The following is a 15,405-nucleotide window of genomic DNA, read 5'->3' as shown; positions in this document are numbered from 1 at the left end:
AAACGCGGGAGGTCACTATGCAAGCCATTAGTCGCGATGAATTGAAAATCATGAATGAAACCGAGCACGAGGACTTCGTGCTCATCAACGTGCTACCCAACGACGCGTTTAACCAAGCGCACATTCGCACCTCCATCAACGTCCCGGTGGATGACGATGACTTCGAGAAGGTAGCCGCTAAAGTGGTGGGCGACAAACAGCGCAAAGTCGTCGTTTATTGTGCGAACTTTGACTGTGACGCCTCACCGCAGGCCGCCCGCAAACTGGAGGAGGCCGGCTTTACCAGCGTCTTTGACTACGAGGGCGGCACCAAAGACTGGTTTGAAAAGAAACGGAAGGCGGCTTAACCGGCTTCCGGCCCCTTCGAACACTCCAAGCAACGGAGCGGCGTGCGCCGCTCCGTTTTTTTGTGGGTTCACATAAGCGACAAACGGTTCGGCAAGACCAAAGCACAGCGGTCTAGACGTCCTCAACCATTACGGGTCTGGATTCTGAAATAGGTGCGCAAGCACAACGGCAACCTTGCCGAAGTCCCAAAACGCTTCCGTGCGACTGTTTATCATCACGGCGACACTCATTTGGTATTCGGGTATAACCATCAACCAAGATTGAGCGCCTCGAGAGACGCCCCCATGGTTGGCGTTCATCGCCATATAGTCATCCGCTTGGTGGATTCTCCAACCCAACGCGTAGTTCTGCTCGTTCACGTCTCCGTTAGCCAGTCGCTGGGGCTCCCAAAAAAGGGACCGGACAGAAGGCGAGAGATAGTCCTCATCGGGCCATGCCGAACCCAATTTCACAAGGTCCGTCGGGGTCGAGATAAAACCGCCCCCCGCCAACCGATGGCTCAAGTCTACCGTTCTCCAGGGGCGCAATCGCTCGCCCTCCCGCCAATAAAAGGTGGCCATTGTTTTAATAGGGGATGAGGGCTCGGGCCGGGTCATTGTCATGTTCAGCGGGTCAAAAACCCTGTCATTCATAACCCTCCGATAGGGAACGCCCGCCGCGGCTTCCATAACGGCGCTGAGTAGCACAGTGTTAAACGTGGTGTAGTGAAATTGCTCACCGGGCGGGTACAGCAGCTCGGTACCATCAAACACCAACAGGGACTTCTGGACGGATTCATAGCGCTTGCGCAGGGCCATCGTGTGATACAAGCCCATCCAGTCACGATTTTCCTTGTATTCCGGCAAACCGGAGGTGTGAGACGCCAAGTCTCGGACTGTGAGTTCACCCCACTGCGAATTCGGCAATGCAAGCGGGTATTGCTTAAGGGGTTGGTCCAGCCGAAGCTGTTCTTCCTGCACAAGCCTTGCGGCCGCCGTTGCCGTCACTGGCTTTGAGGTACTGCCAATACGAAACTGCGTGTAGGGCGTGACCTCCCTTAGTTGTTCAATATCGGCCCAACCCGCGGCTCCAGCCCATACCAACCGGCCCCCAACCGCCACTGCGGCGGAAATTCCCGGCGCATGAATTTCTTTTCGGTGGTCATTGAGGTGTGCCAACGCTTCATCGGCAACGGCTCGATAGCGGGGGGCCACCGAATGGCTTGTGGTGGGTGCATTTTCCGGCATAGCCACAAACCCCCAGGGAGGCATGGGCCAACCCTTTTGATGGGAAAAGAACAAATAGACCGGCGTTAGCGCCCAGACCAACCCCACCAGTAACCCAGCGATGACCCCCCAAGTGATTTTGGAAGCTTTCGACATATACGACTCCTCCGAACGTCTGAAATGAACGGATTCCAGAGTCGCCTTAGTGCGCAGTTAAGTCTTGCTGATTATGAAAAATTTATGGCTGATTTTGAAAATTGCGCCGATATTCCGTGGGAGTGCAGCCGAATGTCGCCTTGAAGGCTCGGTTGAACGGGCCAATAGACCCGTAACCCAGATCCAACGCCAGTGTCAGGATCGGGAGTTTGGGTTGCTCAAGAAGTCGACAACGAGCCTCCTTCAAACGATGGTGATTCAAAAATTGGCTGAAATTGTTAAAGCCCAGTTGCGTGTTAATAAGACGGCGCAACCGGTATTCGGGGCAGGCGAGCTGTTCCGCAAACGATTTTACAGTTAAGCCCGATTCCAGGTAGCCGCCCGCCAGGACAAACCGCTCCAGTTTGTCCCACACTATTTGGTCTTCCTTCGAAGGGGCCCATTCTTCCCTCAACGCTTCTGAATCCTTCAAACGCGGGGTGGCCGCCGCGTCGTTTCCCCTGGGGACGAACCATGCAAATAGAGGGACCAGTAGCAACAGTGAAACGCTATTGGCTATTCCAAATATCGAGCGTCCCTTAATATTCAGATCCAGGAGCTCTACGGCCGCTAAAAGGATGCCGTAGCTGCTGGCCACCAGAACGACTAAGACCCGTGATTTCCGTCGCCCGCTTACCAAGTCATCACTCCAGCCCTGGCTGGCGACAATAATCACGTGGGCTAGCACTAAGATGCTGAGGAAGTGGTTGATATCATGAAAAAAACTATCTCCTTGCTTTACCCCAAACACATAGAGGTACCCGAGGACAAACACGCCCAAGGCCGCTTTCACTGGACGCGGCCATCGGCCGGGGCGAAAACCCTCCTCAAAGGTGTACATGGCCGCAAACCATAAGCTATAGGCCAGGGCGTCCGTGAGGGTTAACAGAAGGTTCCTGGCGATTCCATAGCTTTCATTGGGGATGGGAGCCGTCAGTAGCAAGTAAGCGGAAGCACAAACGGCGAGACACACAAAAGAAACTCTGCGACCGGTTATTGGCCCTTTCGTCAATAGCACACACACCATTATGAGCTGGCCCACCGCGAGCAGGCGGACGCTCAGGTCCAGCCCCGATAGTAGAGTAATATGCATAAAGGCCTATTCCATGAGGTTGTATAGTTTGCGGCGCCCTTGACAGGGGGTACAATCTACCGCCATTCATAATGAGAGTAAGGATACGTTATGGCAACAACGCTGGAAGACCCCTCTCTTGAGAGTCGGCAACTCCCGCCGCTTGAACCCGAGCCCTGGGAGCCCATCCACCCCCGCTATCGCAACGTGTTGCGCTTGCGGTTGTTGGTAGTGGGCCTGGCCGTGACGCTCGGCCCCTGGATCCCGGTGATTTTCTCTTCAACCGTGACGCCGTTCAGTTGGCTTCCCTCCACCGCCGGCGCGCTTGTTGTCCTGTTTCTGGCGACAGTCTGGGTGCCACGCAAGGTACGTCGCACCCAGTATTTGCTGCGAGACCGGGACGTGCACCTGCGTACCGGCTGCTGGTGGTTTCGCACCGTATCGGTGGCGATCAACCGCATTCAGCATGTGGAAATCACTCAGGGGCCATTGGAGCGTTTGAATGGCTTGAGCGAACTGGTGATTTACACCGCCGGTGGCTTTAAATCAGACGTCAAGGTGCCGGGGCTGGAAACCGACCTGGCCCAGCGGCTTAAGGCTCACCTCACCCGGCGCGCCACCGAAGAAGCGGGCCCGACGGCGGACGAAACCTGGGAGGAAGACAGGCATGTCGACGCCGAGCGAGAGTGAGTGGCAGCGCGTTTCACCGGTTTCCGCCGTTTACTTTTTCCTGAGAGCCATACCCAATCTGGTGAACCTCTGGCCCCTCTTGGCCGGGGCGCTGGCAGGCGGTGAGAAAGGGCGCGAGCTGTTGTTGCTGTACGGTGTGCCCCTGGTTCTGATAACGCTGTTAGTGAACGCGCTGGTGCAGTACTGGGTGTTTCGCTTCAGCGTGGAGGAAAACCGCCTCCAGATTCGCTCCGGGCTGTTTCATCGCAAGCGCCTGAGCCTGGACTTCGAGCGGGTGCAGCAGTCGGATATCATCAAGCCCTTTTACTTCCGGCCCCTGGGGCTAGCCACCCTCGGGTTTGAAAGTGCCGGCTCCAATCAGCAGGAAGTCGAGATCCCCGGCATTCCCGTGGCGCTTGCGGAGCAGCTGCGACGGCGGGTATTGGAGCATCATGCCCATCCGAACGGGCAAGAGAACACAGTCCCCGAACCCGATTATCAATTGAGCCTGTCCGCCGCAGAAGTGGCCCGCTACGGCCTGATGCACAACGCCCTGTTGTTTCTGGCGCCGCTGGCCGCCCCTCTTGGCCAATACCTGGGGCCGGCCATGGAAAGCTGGGTGAGCTGGCTGCGCAAGTTGCCCTGGGTGGAAACCCTCACCCACTCGGGCTGGTCGGCCTTTCTGGCGGCACTTCTGGCTGGTGTGTTTTTTATCGTCGTGGGTATTGTGCTGCTGTTTGCGGTGTCAATGCTGGTGGCGGTGGTGTATTACGGCAATTATTCTTTGGCGCGCCACGGCGACCGCTTTCAAGCGCATTTTGGTCTGGGTACGCATCGCACCCGAGGGCTGCGGCTGCACAAAATGCAACGCCTTCAAATTACCCAGGGCATGATGGCCCGGCTGCTTCGACGCTACAGCGTCTTGATCAGCAAGGCCGGTCACTTCCAGCAGGGCAACGCCCAACTCTCCCAACGGTTTGTGGTGCCGGTGCTCACCGCCGGGGGACTGGAGAATTTGCGCGAACAGTTCGCGCTCCCCCGGCCCGACTGGAAACCCATCCACCCCTGGTACATTGCCGCTTACACCCTCACGTTTGCCACTCTGCTCGCGCTCACCACCGGGGCGATTCTCTTTCCCACGGGGCAACACTGGGCGGCCGCCGTGGGCTGGGCGCTACTGTGGTATCCGGTGTTGGGGTTGCTGCTATGGCGGCGGTGGTCGCAAACTCGATACAGCATTCAGCGGGATTGGCTGGCGGTCCACCGCGGCTTTATCGGGCACAAAGAACAATGGCTGCCGACCGGTAAGCTGCAGAAAATCGCCATTCAGGAGCCCCCCATTGTCCGGCACCTCGGCCTGAGCCACCTTATGGTGTGGACCACCGATGGCCCGACGACCATCGGCTACCTGCCCATCGCCACCGCCCGGGCGCTACGCGAACGGCTGTTGGCGGAAGTGACGGAATTTGAGCAGGCTTGGTTTTAGTGCAAGCGCCGGTGCTCACGAGCGGGAACGGCGCGCATTTTTCTGCAACCAACGGTCGAGGTGGTCGGCAAACTGCTTGCGGTCAGTTTGGGAAAAGCCGCTGGGCCCGCCAGTCACCTCGCCGGTGCTGCGCAGCTCCTCCATCAGGTTGCGCATGGCCAGGCGATGACGAATGGTCTCCGCGATATAGGGCTCGCCCCGCGGGCTCATGGCCGCACCGCCCTTGTCCACCACTTCCGAGGCGAGCGGGATATCCTGGGTGATGACCAAGTCCCCGGCACTCAGTGAGCGGACAATTTCATTGTCCGCCACATCGAAGCCGGCGTGCACCTGGCGGGTTTTAATAAACGGCGAGGGCGGCACCTTAATGCCACGGTTGGCGACAAACGTCGTGGGTATTTTCCAGCGTTCGGCGGCGCGGCAGAGGATGTCTTTGACAACGACGGGACAAGCGTCCGCATCAACCCAGATTGGCATAGGTATTCCCGGTTCAAATTCCCCCGAATAATACCACTTTGAGCCCTGAGCGACACCGGGGCGGGTGTAACCACCGCCGACGTCCCGATTTAAGAACCGTACCGCGCCCGGGGGAGGTTCGGTTCTGAACGCCGCCGGACTGGCTCGAGCGCTGCTTCCGACGTTGCTTTTCCCATTAACAGCCCTTAGGATTTGCCTTTCTTGCCCGCCAACGGGCTCCCACAATAACGCAAGGGGATTGCCTTCCATGCTCACTGTTTCCCGCTTCACCCTGGCCGCTCTGGCCCTGTTGTTCACCTTCTCCGCCAATGCCGCCACCACGCTCTTTGAAGTGAGTAAGGGCGAGCAGCGAATCCTGCTCGGCGGTACCATTCACCTGCTTCACCCCAGTGAATTCTCCGACCTTCCGGCGGAATTTGACGCCGCCTACGAGGAAGCCGACGAACTGTACCTGGAGGCGGACATGACCAAACTTCAGGACCCGGCTTTTGGTCAGAAAATGATGCAGATGATGCTCTACCCGCCCGGAAAAACGCTCTCCTCCGAGCTGAGCCCGGAGGTATGGGAGGCTCTTTCCACCTATTCGGAGAAGAACGAGTTCCCCATCCAGCAGTACATGGGTTTTGATCCGGCACTGGTCAGCCTGATGATGACGGTAGCCATCGCCCAGAAAAAAGGCATTCAGGAGGGCCTGGATGCCCATTACTTCACCAAAGCCAAAGCCGACAACAAGCCCACCGGGGAGCTTGAATCCCCGGAGGATGTACTCGGCTATATGGAAGCAATGACTGGCCACGATGGCGACAAGCTCATCCGGGCCACGCTGCGGGACCTGCGCAAGTTCGACGAGATGATGGAGACAATAGTGGCCGCGTGGAAAGGCGGGGATATGAAAGCCCTCTATCGCGACCTTGGCAAGCCCATGAAAGCGGAAGCGCCCGAGATGTATCAGACCTTGATGGTCGAGCGAAACGAAGATTGGCTGCCGGTTATCAAAGGGCTGTTTGAAGACGAGGATCTCGAACTGGTGCTGGTCGGCTCCCTGCACTTGGCGGGCGAGCACAGCCTGCTGAAGCAACTGGAAGAAGCGGGCTACCAGGTCGAACCCTACACCGTTAAGGAATAACGTTTCAGACGCTCGGCCGCCAAGCGGCAGTCGAGCGTCAACCTCCCTGCTCACCTCCCCGAAAGTCCCTCCCGGAGTGTCGAATCATACGTCGACTGTCTTTACAGGTGCGCTTTCCCTTAAACGACTACTATAGAACATATGCCGAGAAAACAACGAGTTACGAACTTGGTACGGAACCTGCCTATATGCCAGTAAGACCGCGTGAAGGGCGGTAAGCAATAATGATGACCCAATAGAGAAATAAAGGTGCCAGCAACCCATATGAAAATTTCAGTACAGGGAATCCAGTCCATTTTGGCCGTTTTGGTGTTTTCGGTCGCCGCTCCAGCCACTGCTGGCGTTATTACGCTGTCTCCGGAAGGCGCTCAGAAGATCCACAACCAAGCGGCTGAGCCTCCTTTTAAGGCCCTCAAGGCTGAGGATGTAAAGGAGATTTTCGGGTTAAGTTACGATATAGAGAAGTACTACAAGGCAGAGACGCCCGGCAGGAAACCTTACTCAGAGGACGGTGTTGAGGCATTCACATCCGCTTACGAGACCCAATTCTGGAGTAACGGGACCGACATGGACTTCAACAATGGCCGCATAGAGTACGTCGGCGGCACTTCCATGGTATGCCCGGCGTGCTACCTGCTGGTCAAAAACGGGAATAAGCCCCAGTATCTGTTTGACCTGGAAGTCTCGGGCTGGAATGGAGTCGATAGCATTGAGTTGAACAACTTCTACACCGATGGAGGCAGCATTTCACACGTTGCCCTGTTCGGAAAAGTGATGACCGATGTACCGGAGTCCAGTGCTTTGATACTGATGGGTTTGGGATTGATTGGCTTGGGAATGGCCCGGCGCCGGGTAGCCCGCTAAGGACTGCGAATCAGGCAAGGAGGAATTACCCAAATTAAGGAGGATGCCACTTTACGAGAAAAGCCCGCAAGGAATTGCGGGCTTTTTTTTGTTTGGCACACAGCTACCCCCCCACAAGAGGCAGGCCGGCTCAGGCCTCTTTCAGAAGGACAGAGGCCTGTTCGGTCTCTACGCTTTGCGGCTCATACCCCGGCACATGCACCTCCAGAGTCGCCGGCGCGGTGCGCCAGTCGGCCTCCCAGCTTACCGTCACCCCGGTGTCGCTTTTTTGTACGGTCACCGTCACCGCACCGTAAGGGGTGGGGGCCGGGCCAAAGCGCACCGGCTGGCGGCTGTCGAGCCAGCGCTGGGGAACACCACTGGCCAGAATCAGCCCGTCGCCTTCCTCGCGCACAAACCAGTTTCGAATCATCAGGGCCCATTCGGCCGCGGCCCAGACGTGATGGCCGTCGCCCATGCAGCCGCCACCCGTGGCCGGGTGGATAGCCTCGGGCCACTGACCGGTGGAGGTGGCCAGCTCGGCCACGGTATCCACCAGCTCCAGATAGCGGGGGTCATCGGCCCGCAGCAACACTTGCGCCACGTGCAGCGTGAGATAGGCGTTCAACCCCGAGTGGATCATATCCTGATAGAAGGCGCCTTTGACAAAGCACCGCTCGAGCAGAAACTCCACCGTATCCAGCAGACGCGGGTCTCTGGGCTCGGACAGGCGGGTGGGGTAACCCGTGGCGAGCGAGCCGATAGCCCCGGCGTCCATCCGCCGGTGGGGCGAGGCCGGTATGGCGGGGCGCTTCAAGCGTTGCTCGCAATGCGCCAGCGTGCGGTCAATGGCCGCCTGAAACTTTTCCGCCTCCTCGGCAAATTCGGCGCTGGCTTTCGGGTCTTCCTCTTTTAGGAGTTCAGCCGCTGCCTTAAGGCCGGCGACGCCCCAGAAGTCATCCCAATAGTAATAGTCATTGGGGCCCAGGTGCTCGGCGCTAAAGCCGGCCGGCAGAAGGCCCGCGTGGGGCTCGTCCAGGTCATCCGACAGGCGCTTGCGCGGAATCCAGCGCGCCCCTTTGACAATGGGGCTCCACCATTCGGCGTCGGGGGAGCGGCCGGTCAACTGGCAGTAACGCTGGAGCACCCAGAGCACCTCGCCGTTGGCATCCCACTCACCTTCTTGGGAGCGGAAGTAACCCCCGAGCGTCTGCCGGGCAGGGAAACGCGAGAGCGCCCGCTCCGCCCGCTGGGTAAGCCCAACACTCAGCAGGGAGTCGATGATAAAGGCGGCATCCCGAAACCAGAACCGCTTGTAGGTAAACGGGCCCGGGTAGACATCGTCCGGCGAGTGCAACACCAACGAGGCGACCGCTGCCTCGTACAGCTCGGTATAGCGCGGCTCCGGGCACTCCAGGCGGGCATGTTTGCGTTCGGTTTCCCAGGCATCCGCCGGCAGCCGGGCAACGGTGTCCTCCAGCGGAATGGTCGCGGTCATCTCCCGCTCCTCCCCGGCACTGACCGGGAATAGGGCGGCGGCGGTTACCATGCCGACATCACAGTGGCCCTCGGTCTGGTCCTCTCGCTCTGTCAGGTGGATATGCACATCCCCCTGGCGATAATCGGACACATGGTGTCGTTTTGCCGTTTCACTGAAGCTCACGGCGCGGCTGTCATCCACCAGCCAGCTTTGTCGATCGTCCGAGAGTTTGACCTGGTTAATGAACGCGACACCCTCCGGGTTACTGGGCCGCAAGGACAACACCAGCGAGGCGTCCGCGTCGGCCTTGGCATTCAGCCGAAACTTGCACACCGGCTTGCCCTGGTCCAGCTCCACCCAGGCTTCCGTTTTGAGGTACAGGCCCTCATGCCGGCATTCGGTAATCACGCTCTGGCCGGATTCAAGCTGCTGACGCTGCTTGGCCCACTCGGCCCGCGAGGGCAACAGGCAGCGGCCATCGTCCGCCAGCAACCAACCGTCGAGCGACCAGCCGTCAAAGAAGGGGGTGAGCAGCCCACGGGGGTCCACGATCGGCAACTCGTCCACATCCGGGTGGCCCACGGCGGTCCAGTTGCGATGACTGAGGTTGATGTGGGTAATCGAGAAGGCGCGGGGAATAAAGGCCGGGTCGAGGGGGTTAAACTGACGTTCGATCCAAAAAGGCCAGACCCAGTCCAGGTTGTGCTGAATCACCCGACTGTTGATCAGCCCGCGAGCGTGAAACACCACCCCGGCGCGCAGCAGCTCAATGGGCTCGCCCACTTCCGAGGGCTGGGCAAAGCTGTGTACCCTTCCGAGCAACGCAATCGGGTCCAAAAACCCGTGCTTGCGCGCCGCCTGTTTTACCAGATAGCGCCAGGGAAGCCACTTCATCCAACTCACGTTACCTCCTCAATCGCCTCGTCCACGGACTCGCGATCATTGGTGTATTGACGAAGAATACGCCGCGCCAGCACGTTGAGATAAACCACCGCCACCACCGTGGCGATAAAGCCGGCGGCGTAAATAGACCACTCCAGCGGCGTGCGGCCGGACTCACGAACCCCCAATGTGGTCAGGTCCGCGGCCAGGGAGCCCAGGTAAACATTGTGCAGGGAAAAGGGGATATAGCCGATGCTGCAACCGGCGACAAACCCCCGAAAAGAAAAGCTGGTCAGCCCAAACAAGTAGTTAGACAGCTTGCTGGGGAAGAACGGAATCAACCGCGTCAGGAGTACGATTTTCCAGCCGTGAGGCGCCAGCTCTTCATTGACCAGGCTCAGCTTGGAGCGGGAGGTAATGAACGCTCGCGCCCGAGTTCCAAACAGATAACGGGCGATCAGAAAAGCCAGCGCGCTGCCCAGCACCGTGCCGGCCACCACGTAAACCGTGCCTTCGAACAACCCGAACACAAAGCCGGCCCCCGTTGTGAATAAAACCCCGGGCAAGAGCAGGACCATGACCACCGCCATGATTAAAATGAACAACAAGCCCGCCCAGGCGCCCTGGCGCTCGAACCACTCCAGCAGGTGCACGACCTCCTCGTGAATACCCAAGCTGTAAAGCACCACCAGCACCAACGCCACAAACACCAAGCTGGCCAGCATGCCCACCAACGGCGAGCGCTTCCAGCTTTTGATGGGCGCCGTCTCATCGGATTCCGGTAACGCCATGGGCTAGAAGGCCACCGCTTTGCAGTCGCTCTGGGCCACTTTCTGGTAAAACTCGCCCATTCCGCCCATGCGGCTGGGCTCGCGCAGGTTCTCCGCGTGGATGCTGCGCACCTCCGCACAGGGCTTGCAGACAATAATGTCCGCGTTGGGATGGGCAAACACTTCGGAGAATTTCGCCGGCGGCCCACAGGGCACCACATTTTCATAAACACCGGGCACCGCGAGGGAAACCGCATCGTGAAACAGCATCACGGTCACCGAATCCCCGGCTTCCAGCGCCGTGGCGGCAAAAATAAAGGGGATGGCCGCCCGAGTCGTGTCCGTCGGGCCCCAGGTAGTGGAAATGGCGTAATGCATGAGTCAACTCCTCTGATTGGATCTATACAGCATAGCCAGAGAGTCCGGCCGCGACCACCGGCCACTATCAACTCAAACGACACCAAAAGGCCCGTTAAAGTTCTAGTAGAGAATAATGCGCCAGAACCTTTAGCGATAGTGGCTGTCAGGCACGATGTGTATGATTAAGTACAGGCTAACACCCCACAGCGGAGGTTCAAGCAATTGGAGAGTGAAGAACACGTTCCCACACTGGAAGAGGTAATGGACCGCATCGCCGAGGCGGGCCAAGACCGCGACGCCGTCACGGTAGACGCCATACTCGATGCCGTTGGCCAACGCTCCTTCGGGCCGGCGCTGCTGCTGGTGGGCCTAATCGTATTGGCACCCATCATCGGCGACATTCCGGGAGTGCCCACCCTGTGCGCCCTCATGGTATTTATGTTTTCCATACAGCTGATGCTGCACCGAGAGCACTTTTGGCTGCCCCAATGGATGCTCAGGCGCTACGTTAAAACCCGCAGCCTGAACAAGGCCATTAAACTGTCACGCAAACCCGCCCGCTTTATTGACCGGCTCGTAAAACCGAGGCTGACGTTTCTGATTCGCGGCTACATCCCCACCCGCTGCGTAGCCCTGGCGAGCATGGCCATCGCCCTGATGATGCCGCCAATGGAGTTTATTCCCTTCAGCGCCAACTTAGCGGGGGCGGTGCTGACCTGTTTCGGGCTAGCGCTTATTGCGCGGGATGGGGTCTTGGCCCTGATCGCGTTCACGCTGACCGGAGCCAGCGCGACGGTGGTGATTTATGGGATTTGGGGCTAGTTGAAGGGTCCTTGGTTTCGTATCAACGTCCAGGTAACGTTAGTACCGGGAGCGGTCCGAGCGATATTAATCAAGGAGACTTCTGTGCGTCGCCATGCACCGTCGCTCCTCTGAGGAATCTCTAAGCTCGGCGAGACGTTGGAGGGCATAGCCAGATTCATACACCTTAGCCAAATGCTGAAAATCCACATGGGTATGCACCTGGGCGGTGGAGATGTTGGCTTGGCCCAGCAGCTCCTGCACCAGCCGTAAGTCACTACTGGATTCGAGCAGATGGCTGGCCAATAAGTGGCGGAACATGTGGAGACGAACGGGTTCGTCCATTTTCTGTTTGAGGCTAAGCTGCTGTATTTTCAATTGCACGGCGCGGTGGGGCGTGTGCGCTGACCGGGGCCAGGGCAACGGTGGTGATATATGGGCTTGGGGGATGAGTGAGATCGCTATTCAAATTTTCTTAGAGAACCACGATCATGCCAACTATCGAAGGTTATAACGGCGACATTTATTTCAAATTGTTATAAAAGAAAAACGCCGTTAGGCTGAAGCTTGTTTGATATTATGGTAGTTTTAGCATTTAAGAGTGCTCCGAGCTCTCACGACGCAATTAATAATAATCAGCTTCGCAGGCCAACAGGGACTATTTCTATGCAGGTACGCAAAGTACTTCCCCTTATATCTCTCACAGTAATTCTCACTGCATGCGGTGGTGGCTCGGGCGGTGGTCCGGAAAACGATGCTCGATCCAGCGCGGCTCAACGCGAAAACTCGAGCAGCGAGGTATCGTCTACACGCTCCAATACCTCATCATCAAGCTCGCAAACCAGTACCTCCCACGAATCGAGCTCGCATTCCAGCAACCATTCAAGCGCCAGCAGCGGGGCGTCCAGCAAACCTGACACCAATATTGATGGCGAACAGTCGAGCCGGGCCTCAAGCAGCGCCACCGCGAGTTCGAATTACCCACTGCCCAATCACTCAAGTTCAAAGACTACCAGCTCTGAATCTAGCTCAAACAATGGAGCCTCGAGTACCTCAAGCTACAGCGCCCCTCATTCGAGCGCTAGCAGTGAGTCCTCAAACAATAGTGGCTCTAATTCCAGCGCCAGTAGCGAATCCTCAAGCAGCAGCGACTCCCGTTCCAGCGCTAGCAGTGAGTCCTCAAGCCACTCTAGCTCGAGCATTGACGCCGATGGAAAGGCTCCTCGCGCTACGATACTCTTTCCCTCGGAGAGATCGACCACTGATAAACGCGAAATCACCATACGCGGAGTCGCCTACGATGAATCGGGGATTGAGAGTGTCCAAGTCAATGATCGGCCGGCAACGCTCTCCTACAATACATCGAGCGCGACAACACAAACCGTAAGCTCACCCGGGCCGTTCTGGCCTCGCCGGCGTTTAGTGGCCACAAACAGCCAGACAACCACGACGTCGACGGGCAGCGTCGAGGCTTATTGGGAAATCACGCTCCCACTGACGGTCGGCACCAATACCATTAATGTCGAAGTCACTGACAAAAGTGGCGAAACAGCGTCAGCAGCCGATCAAGTATCTGTCAATTGGAGACAGGTAACCACAACGTTCGACTTCAACCCCGCCACTCAGACGTTGTATGGTTTCGCTTCGAATGCCATGGTTGACTTTAATCTGAATTCAAAGCAACAGCGTGTGCACCTGGAGCCACAGTTTCCTCCAGTTAGCGGCTGCCTTCATATCGCATCCTCCAGCTACTACTATTTAGTGCATGCCAACGAGGATCACTACGCGCTGTACCGACTGAAAATCGACAACGGGGCGGACGCCGAAGAAACGTTTGAAGGGTATTTTTCAAAATCTCGGGATTACTTACGCTTCAAGAGTCAATTAGTGTGCGATTCCAATGGCGACTCACTCTATTTCTTGGTAAATCGCAGACTACCTAGTGAAGATACTATTCGCTCAGTCATCTACCACCGCTCCCTGGAAAAGCACTCCTCCTGGAGCACTCTCTACGAAACCGACGAAGCCTCGGTTTTGGTTTCTGACTTTGTATCCGGGAAAGACGCTCTTATCGGCTACTCAAGTTTCGATGAAAAAATAGTATCCATATCCAAAAGCGACGGGGCAATGGAAACGCTGTTTGACAACTACACAACGTTCACAATGCATGTTGCACACGGATCAACGAAAGAATTCGTTTACCTGACCACCTTCGACGGGATAGATCGAATAAATATTGCCGAGCAAAGTATCAGCACCATCGGCGAAGTCGAGTCCGATAACCCGTTACATTTTTCTCAACCGCGATCAACCTACCTGGACTCCGTTAATCATCGATTTCTTATTGGTGATAGCGACTATCACAGTATCATTTCCATTGATCAGCACACCGGGGAAAGAACTATCGCTCTCAGCAACGAGATGGGTACAGGCCCTAAAATGGTAGCCATTCGAGATGTAGTCCTAAATGAAGGCGAAACTTATGCTTATGTAATCGACGATGGCGGAAATGCTGCTGAGAAGGTTCTTGAAATTGATCTAGCCACTGGTAACCGTCGGCGAATTGGAGACATAAACAGTCAGTTCAATATCTCGGTGGCGGGCCTTGAACTAGATGCGTCAAACGATGCGCTGTACGTCGCAACTAATGATACCGTGTACCGCATTGACCTTTCGACAAATGGAACAACGACCCTTGCAATAAGCGATATCAATCAAGGAGCGGTTTTCTCCTCCATTTCCTCCATTGCATTCGACCATGAAAGCGAAACATTATTTATTTCTGACGCAGTGCAAGAGCAAGTTGTCGCGCTCAACGTAAACACATTAGAAACTACTCTGATATCCAGCGAATTTAAAGGGGATGGACAGACCTTCTTCAACATCAACGGGCTCGTTTTCCACCCTGACACCAAGCTCCTTTATGCCAGCAACCAGGGCCACGGAAACGTGCACAAGGTGGATACAGAAACGGGCAACCGGACTGAGATTGCAACCGCCTGCGCGCCTTCCTTTTCAAGCGGGGAGCCTGCTGACATGATTATGGGACTAAGTTTCGACTCAGAGCTCAATGAGCTGCTGTTGGTCGGCGACCGTGTGAGTCGAATCAACTTGAACACGTCTACCTGTAGCTATGACACCTACGACCATCAGCTATCAGTTGAGCCACTATCGGGAAGTCGTTTGCTGGCCGGCACCTTCGGAGCACTCAAGTTAATTGACGAGGAGACCGGCGAGGTCGTAGCCATTTCCCAATAAAGCCCGCTCTGTGCTTCTCGCCGGGTTTTTTGCCGGCACGCGGATGCGCCTGATCATACACCTTCGCCAAATGCTGAAAATCCAGGTGGGTATAGACCTGAGTGGTAGAAATATTCGCGTGACCCAATAGCTCCTGCACCAGTCGCAGGTCGCCACTGGACTCCAGCATGTGGCTGGCGAAGGAGTGCCGTAGCATGTGGGGATGGACGGGTTCGTCCATGTTCTGTTTGATGCTGAGCTGCTGCATTCTCAGCTGCACGGCGCGTGGGGTGAGGCGTTTGCCGCGCTGGCTGATGAACAGCGCGGACTCCTCCGCCGGGGCGACGGTTGCGCGCTCCTGGAGCCAGCGCTTGAGCGCGGCGCGTGCCGGGGTGCCGAAGAGGGGGGCTGCCGGGTTTTGTTGCCTTTACCGGTGACGACAATTGCGCCTTCT

16 protein-coding genes and 1 pseudogene are annotated in these 15,405 nt (G+C 57.0%); 7 read left to right on the top strand and 10 right to left on the bottom strand.

Translation table 11 applies throughout. From position 1 onward, the window contains the following. Window positions 1–17 precede the first annotated feature (17 nt). Window positions 18–347, top strand: a complete 330-nt coding sequence (locus tag AAE514_RS02675; RefSeq protein WP_347329960.1) for a rhodanese-like domain-containing protein — start codon at window positions 18–20, stop codon at window positions 345–347. Between the two features lie 129 nt (window positions 348–476). Here AAE514_RS02675 and AAE514_RS02670 read toward each other — a convergent pair whose 3' ends face one another. After that, on the bottom strand, window positions 477–1,709 hold the full coding sequence (locus AAE514_RS02670) for a serine hydrolase domain-containing protein (protein ID WP_347329959.1): 1,233 nt from the start codon (window positions 1,707–1,709) through the stop codon (window positions 477–479). A gap of 82 nt (window positions 1,710–1,791) precedes the next feature. Next, a complete protein-coding gene (locus AAE514_RS02665; RefSeq protein WP_347329958.1) occupies window positions 1,792–2,589 on the bottom strand; it encodes an AraC family transcriptional regulator in 798 nt (265 codons plus the stop codon). A 342-nt stretch (window positions 2,590–2,931) separates the two neighbouring features. Between AAE514_RS02665 and AAE514_RS02660 the strand changes: the two genes are divergently transcribed. Together AAE514_RS02660 and AAE514_RS02655 are read left to right on the top strand one after the other, a co-directional pair. Continuing rightward, the gene (locus tag AAE514_RS02660) at window positions 2,932–3,510 is read left to right on the top strand and encodes a PH domain-containing protein (RefSeq protein WP_347329957.1); all 579 of its coding nucleotides are present in this window, start codon (window positions 2,932–2,934) and stop codon (window positions 3,508–3,510) included. Next, complete coding sequence (locus AAE514_RS02655) at window positions 3,488–4,975, top strand: PH domain-containing protein (protein WP_347329956.1); 1,488 nt, start codon at window positions 3,488–3,490, stop codon at window positions 4,973–4,975. The genes AAE514_RS02660 and AAE514_RS02655 overlap by 23 nt, the downstream gene beginning before the upstream one ends. 15 nt (window positions 4,976–4,990) lie before the next feature. Here AAE514_RS02655 and AAE514_RS02650 read toward each other — a convergent pair whose 3' ends face one another. Next, window positions 4,991–5,452 (bottom strand): YaiI/YqxD family protein, encoded by a 462-nt coding sequence (locus AAE514_RS02650; protein WP_347329955.1) that lies wholly within the window; start codon window positions 5,450–5,452, stop codon window positions 4,991–4,993. Between the two features lie 247 nt (window positions 5,453–5,699). Here AAE514_RS02650 and AAE514_RS02645 point away from each other — a divergent pair, with 247 nt between their 5' ends. Both AAE514_RS02645 and AAE514_RS02640 read left to right on the top strand, forming a co-directional pair. Then, window positions 5,700–6,578 (top strand): TraB/GumN family protein, encoded by an 879-nt coding sequence (locus AAE514_RS02645; RefSeq protein ID WP_347329954.1) that lies wholly within the window; start codon window positions 5,700–5,702, stop codon window positions 6,576–6,578. A 264-nt stretch (window positions 6,579–6,842) separates the two neighbouring features. Beyond that, window positions 6,843–7,442, top strand: coding sequence for a PEP-CTERM sorting domain-containing protein (locus tag AAE514_RS02640; RefSeq protein WP_347329953.1), 600 nt, complete (start codon window positions 6,843–6,845; stop codon window positions 7,440–7,442). 130 nt (window positions 7,443–7,572) lie between these two features. Here AAE514_RS02640 and AAE514_RS02635 read toward each other — a convergent pair whose 3' ends face one another. The 3 genes from AAE514_RS02635 to AAE514_RS02625 are packed head-to-tail and all read right to left on the bottom strand — an operon-like array spanning window position 7,573 to window position 10,931. Further along, window positions 7,573–9,795: a hypothetical protein gene (locus AAE514_RS02635; protein ID WP_347330015.1), complete on the bottom strand. Its 2,223-nt coding sequence runs from the start codon at window positions 9,793–9,795 to the stop codon at window positions 7,573–7,575. A 5-nt stretch (window positions 9,796–9,800) separates the two neighbouring features. Then, window positions 9,801–10,574: a TVP38/TMEM64 family protein gene (locus tag AAE514_RS02630; RefSeq protein WP_347329952.1), complete on the bottom strand. Its 774-nt coding sequence runs from the start codon at window positions 10,572–10,574 to the stop codon at window positions 9,801–9,803. A 3-nt stretch (window positions 10,575–10,577) separates the two neighbouring features. After that, window positions 10,578–10,931, bottom strand: a complete 354-nt coding sequence (locus AAE514_RS02625; protein ID WP_347329951.1) for a DsrE family protein — start codon at window positions 10,929–10,931, stop codon at window positions 10,578–10,580. 204 nt (window positions 10,932–11,135) lie between these two features. Here AAE514_RS02625 and AAE514_RS02620 point away from each other — a divergent pair, with 204 nt between their 5' ends. Next, window positions 11,136–11,735, top strand: coding sequence for an exopolysaccharide biosynthesis protein (locus AAE514_RS02620; RefSeq protein WP_347329950.1), 600 nt, complete (start codon window positions 11,136–11,138; stop codon window positions 11,733–11,735). A gap of 66 nt (window positions 11,736–11,801) precedes the next feature. On the opposite strand, the gene AAE514_RS02615 is transcribed toward AAE514_RS02620, so the two are convergent. The 3 genes from AAE514_RS02615 to AAE514_RS02605 all read right to left on the bottom strand — a co-directional run bounded on the left by AAE514_RS02615 (window position 11,802) and on the right by AAE514_RS02605 (window position 12,997). Further along, entirely contained in the window at window positions 11,802–12,137 is a 336-nt protein-coding gene (locus AAE514_RS02615; RefSeq protein ID WP_347329949.1) for a tyrosine-type recombinase/integrase, read from the bottom strand. A 350-nt stretch (window positions 12,138–12,487) separates the two neighbouring features. Next, window positions 12,488–12,625: a hypothetical protein gene (locus AAE514_RS02610; RefSeq protein ID WP_347329948.1), complete on the bottom strand. Its 138-nt coding sequence runs from the start codon at window positions 12,623–12,625 to the stop codon at window positions 12,488–12,490. A gap of 159 nt (window positions 12,626–12,784) precedes the next feature. Continuing rightward, window positions 12,785–12,997 (bottom strand): hypothetical protein, encoded by a 213-nt coding sequence (locus tag AAE514_RS02605; protein WP_347329947.1) that lies wholly within the window; start codon window positions 12,995–12,997, stop codon window positions 12,785–12,787. Between the two features lie 139 nt (window positions 12,998–13,136). Between AAE514_RS02605 and AAE514_RS02600 the strand changes: the two genes are divergently transcribed. Further along, on the top strand, window positions 13,137–14,972 hold the full coding sequence (locus AAE514_RS02600) for a YncE family protein (protein WP_347329946.1): 1,836 nt from the start codon (window positions 13,137–13,139) through the stop codon (window positions 14,970–14,972). Here AAE514_RS02600 and AAE514_RS02595 read toward each other — a convergent pair. Continuing rightward, window positions 14,923–15,404: pseudogene (locus AAE514_RS02595) on the bottom strand (tyrosine-type recombinase/integrase); the annotation flags it as partial. The gene AAE514_RS02600 and the pseudogene AAE514_RS02595 sit on opposite strands and share 50 nt — an antisense overlap. Window position 15,405: the final 1 nt, after the last annotated feature.

The organism is Marinimicrobium locisalis, from assembly GCF_039822625.1.
GTDB classification, from domain to species: Bacteria; Pseudomonadota; Gammaproteobacteria; order Pseudomonadales; family Cellvibrionaceae; genus Marinimicrobium; species Marinimicrobium locisalis.
The sequence above is the reverse complement of the archived record's forward strand: the minus strand, read 5'-3'. Positions and strand labels throughout refer to the sequence as shown.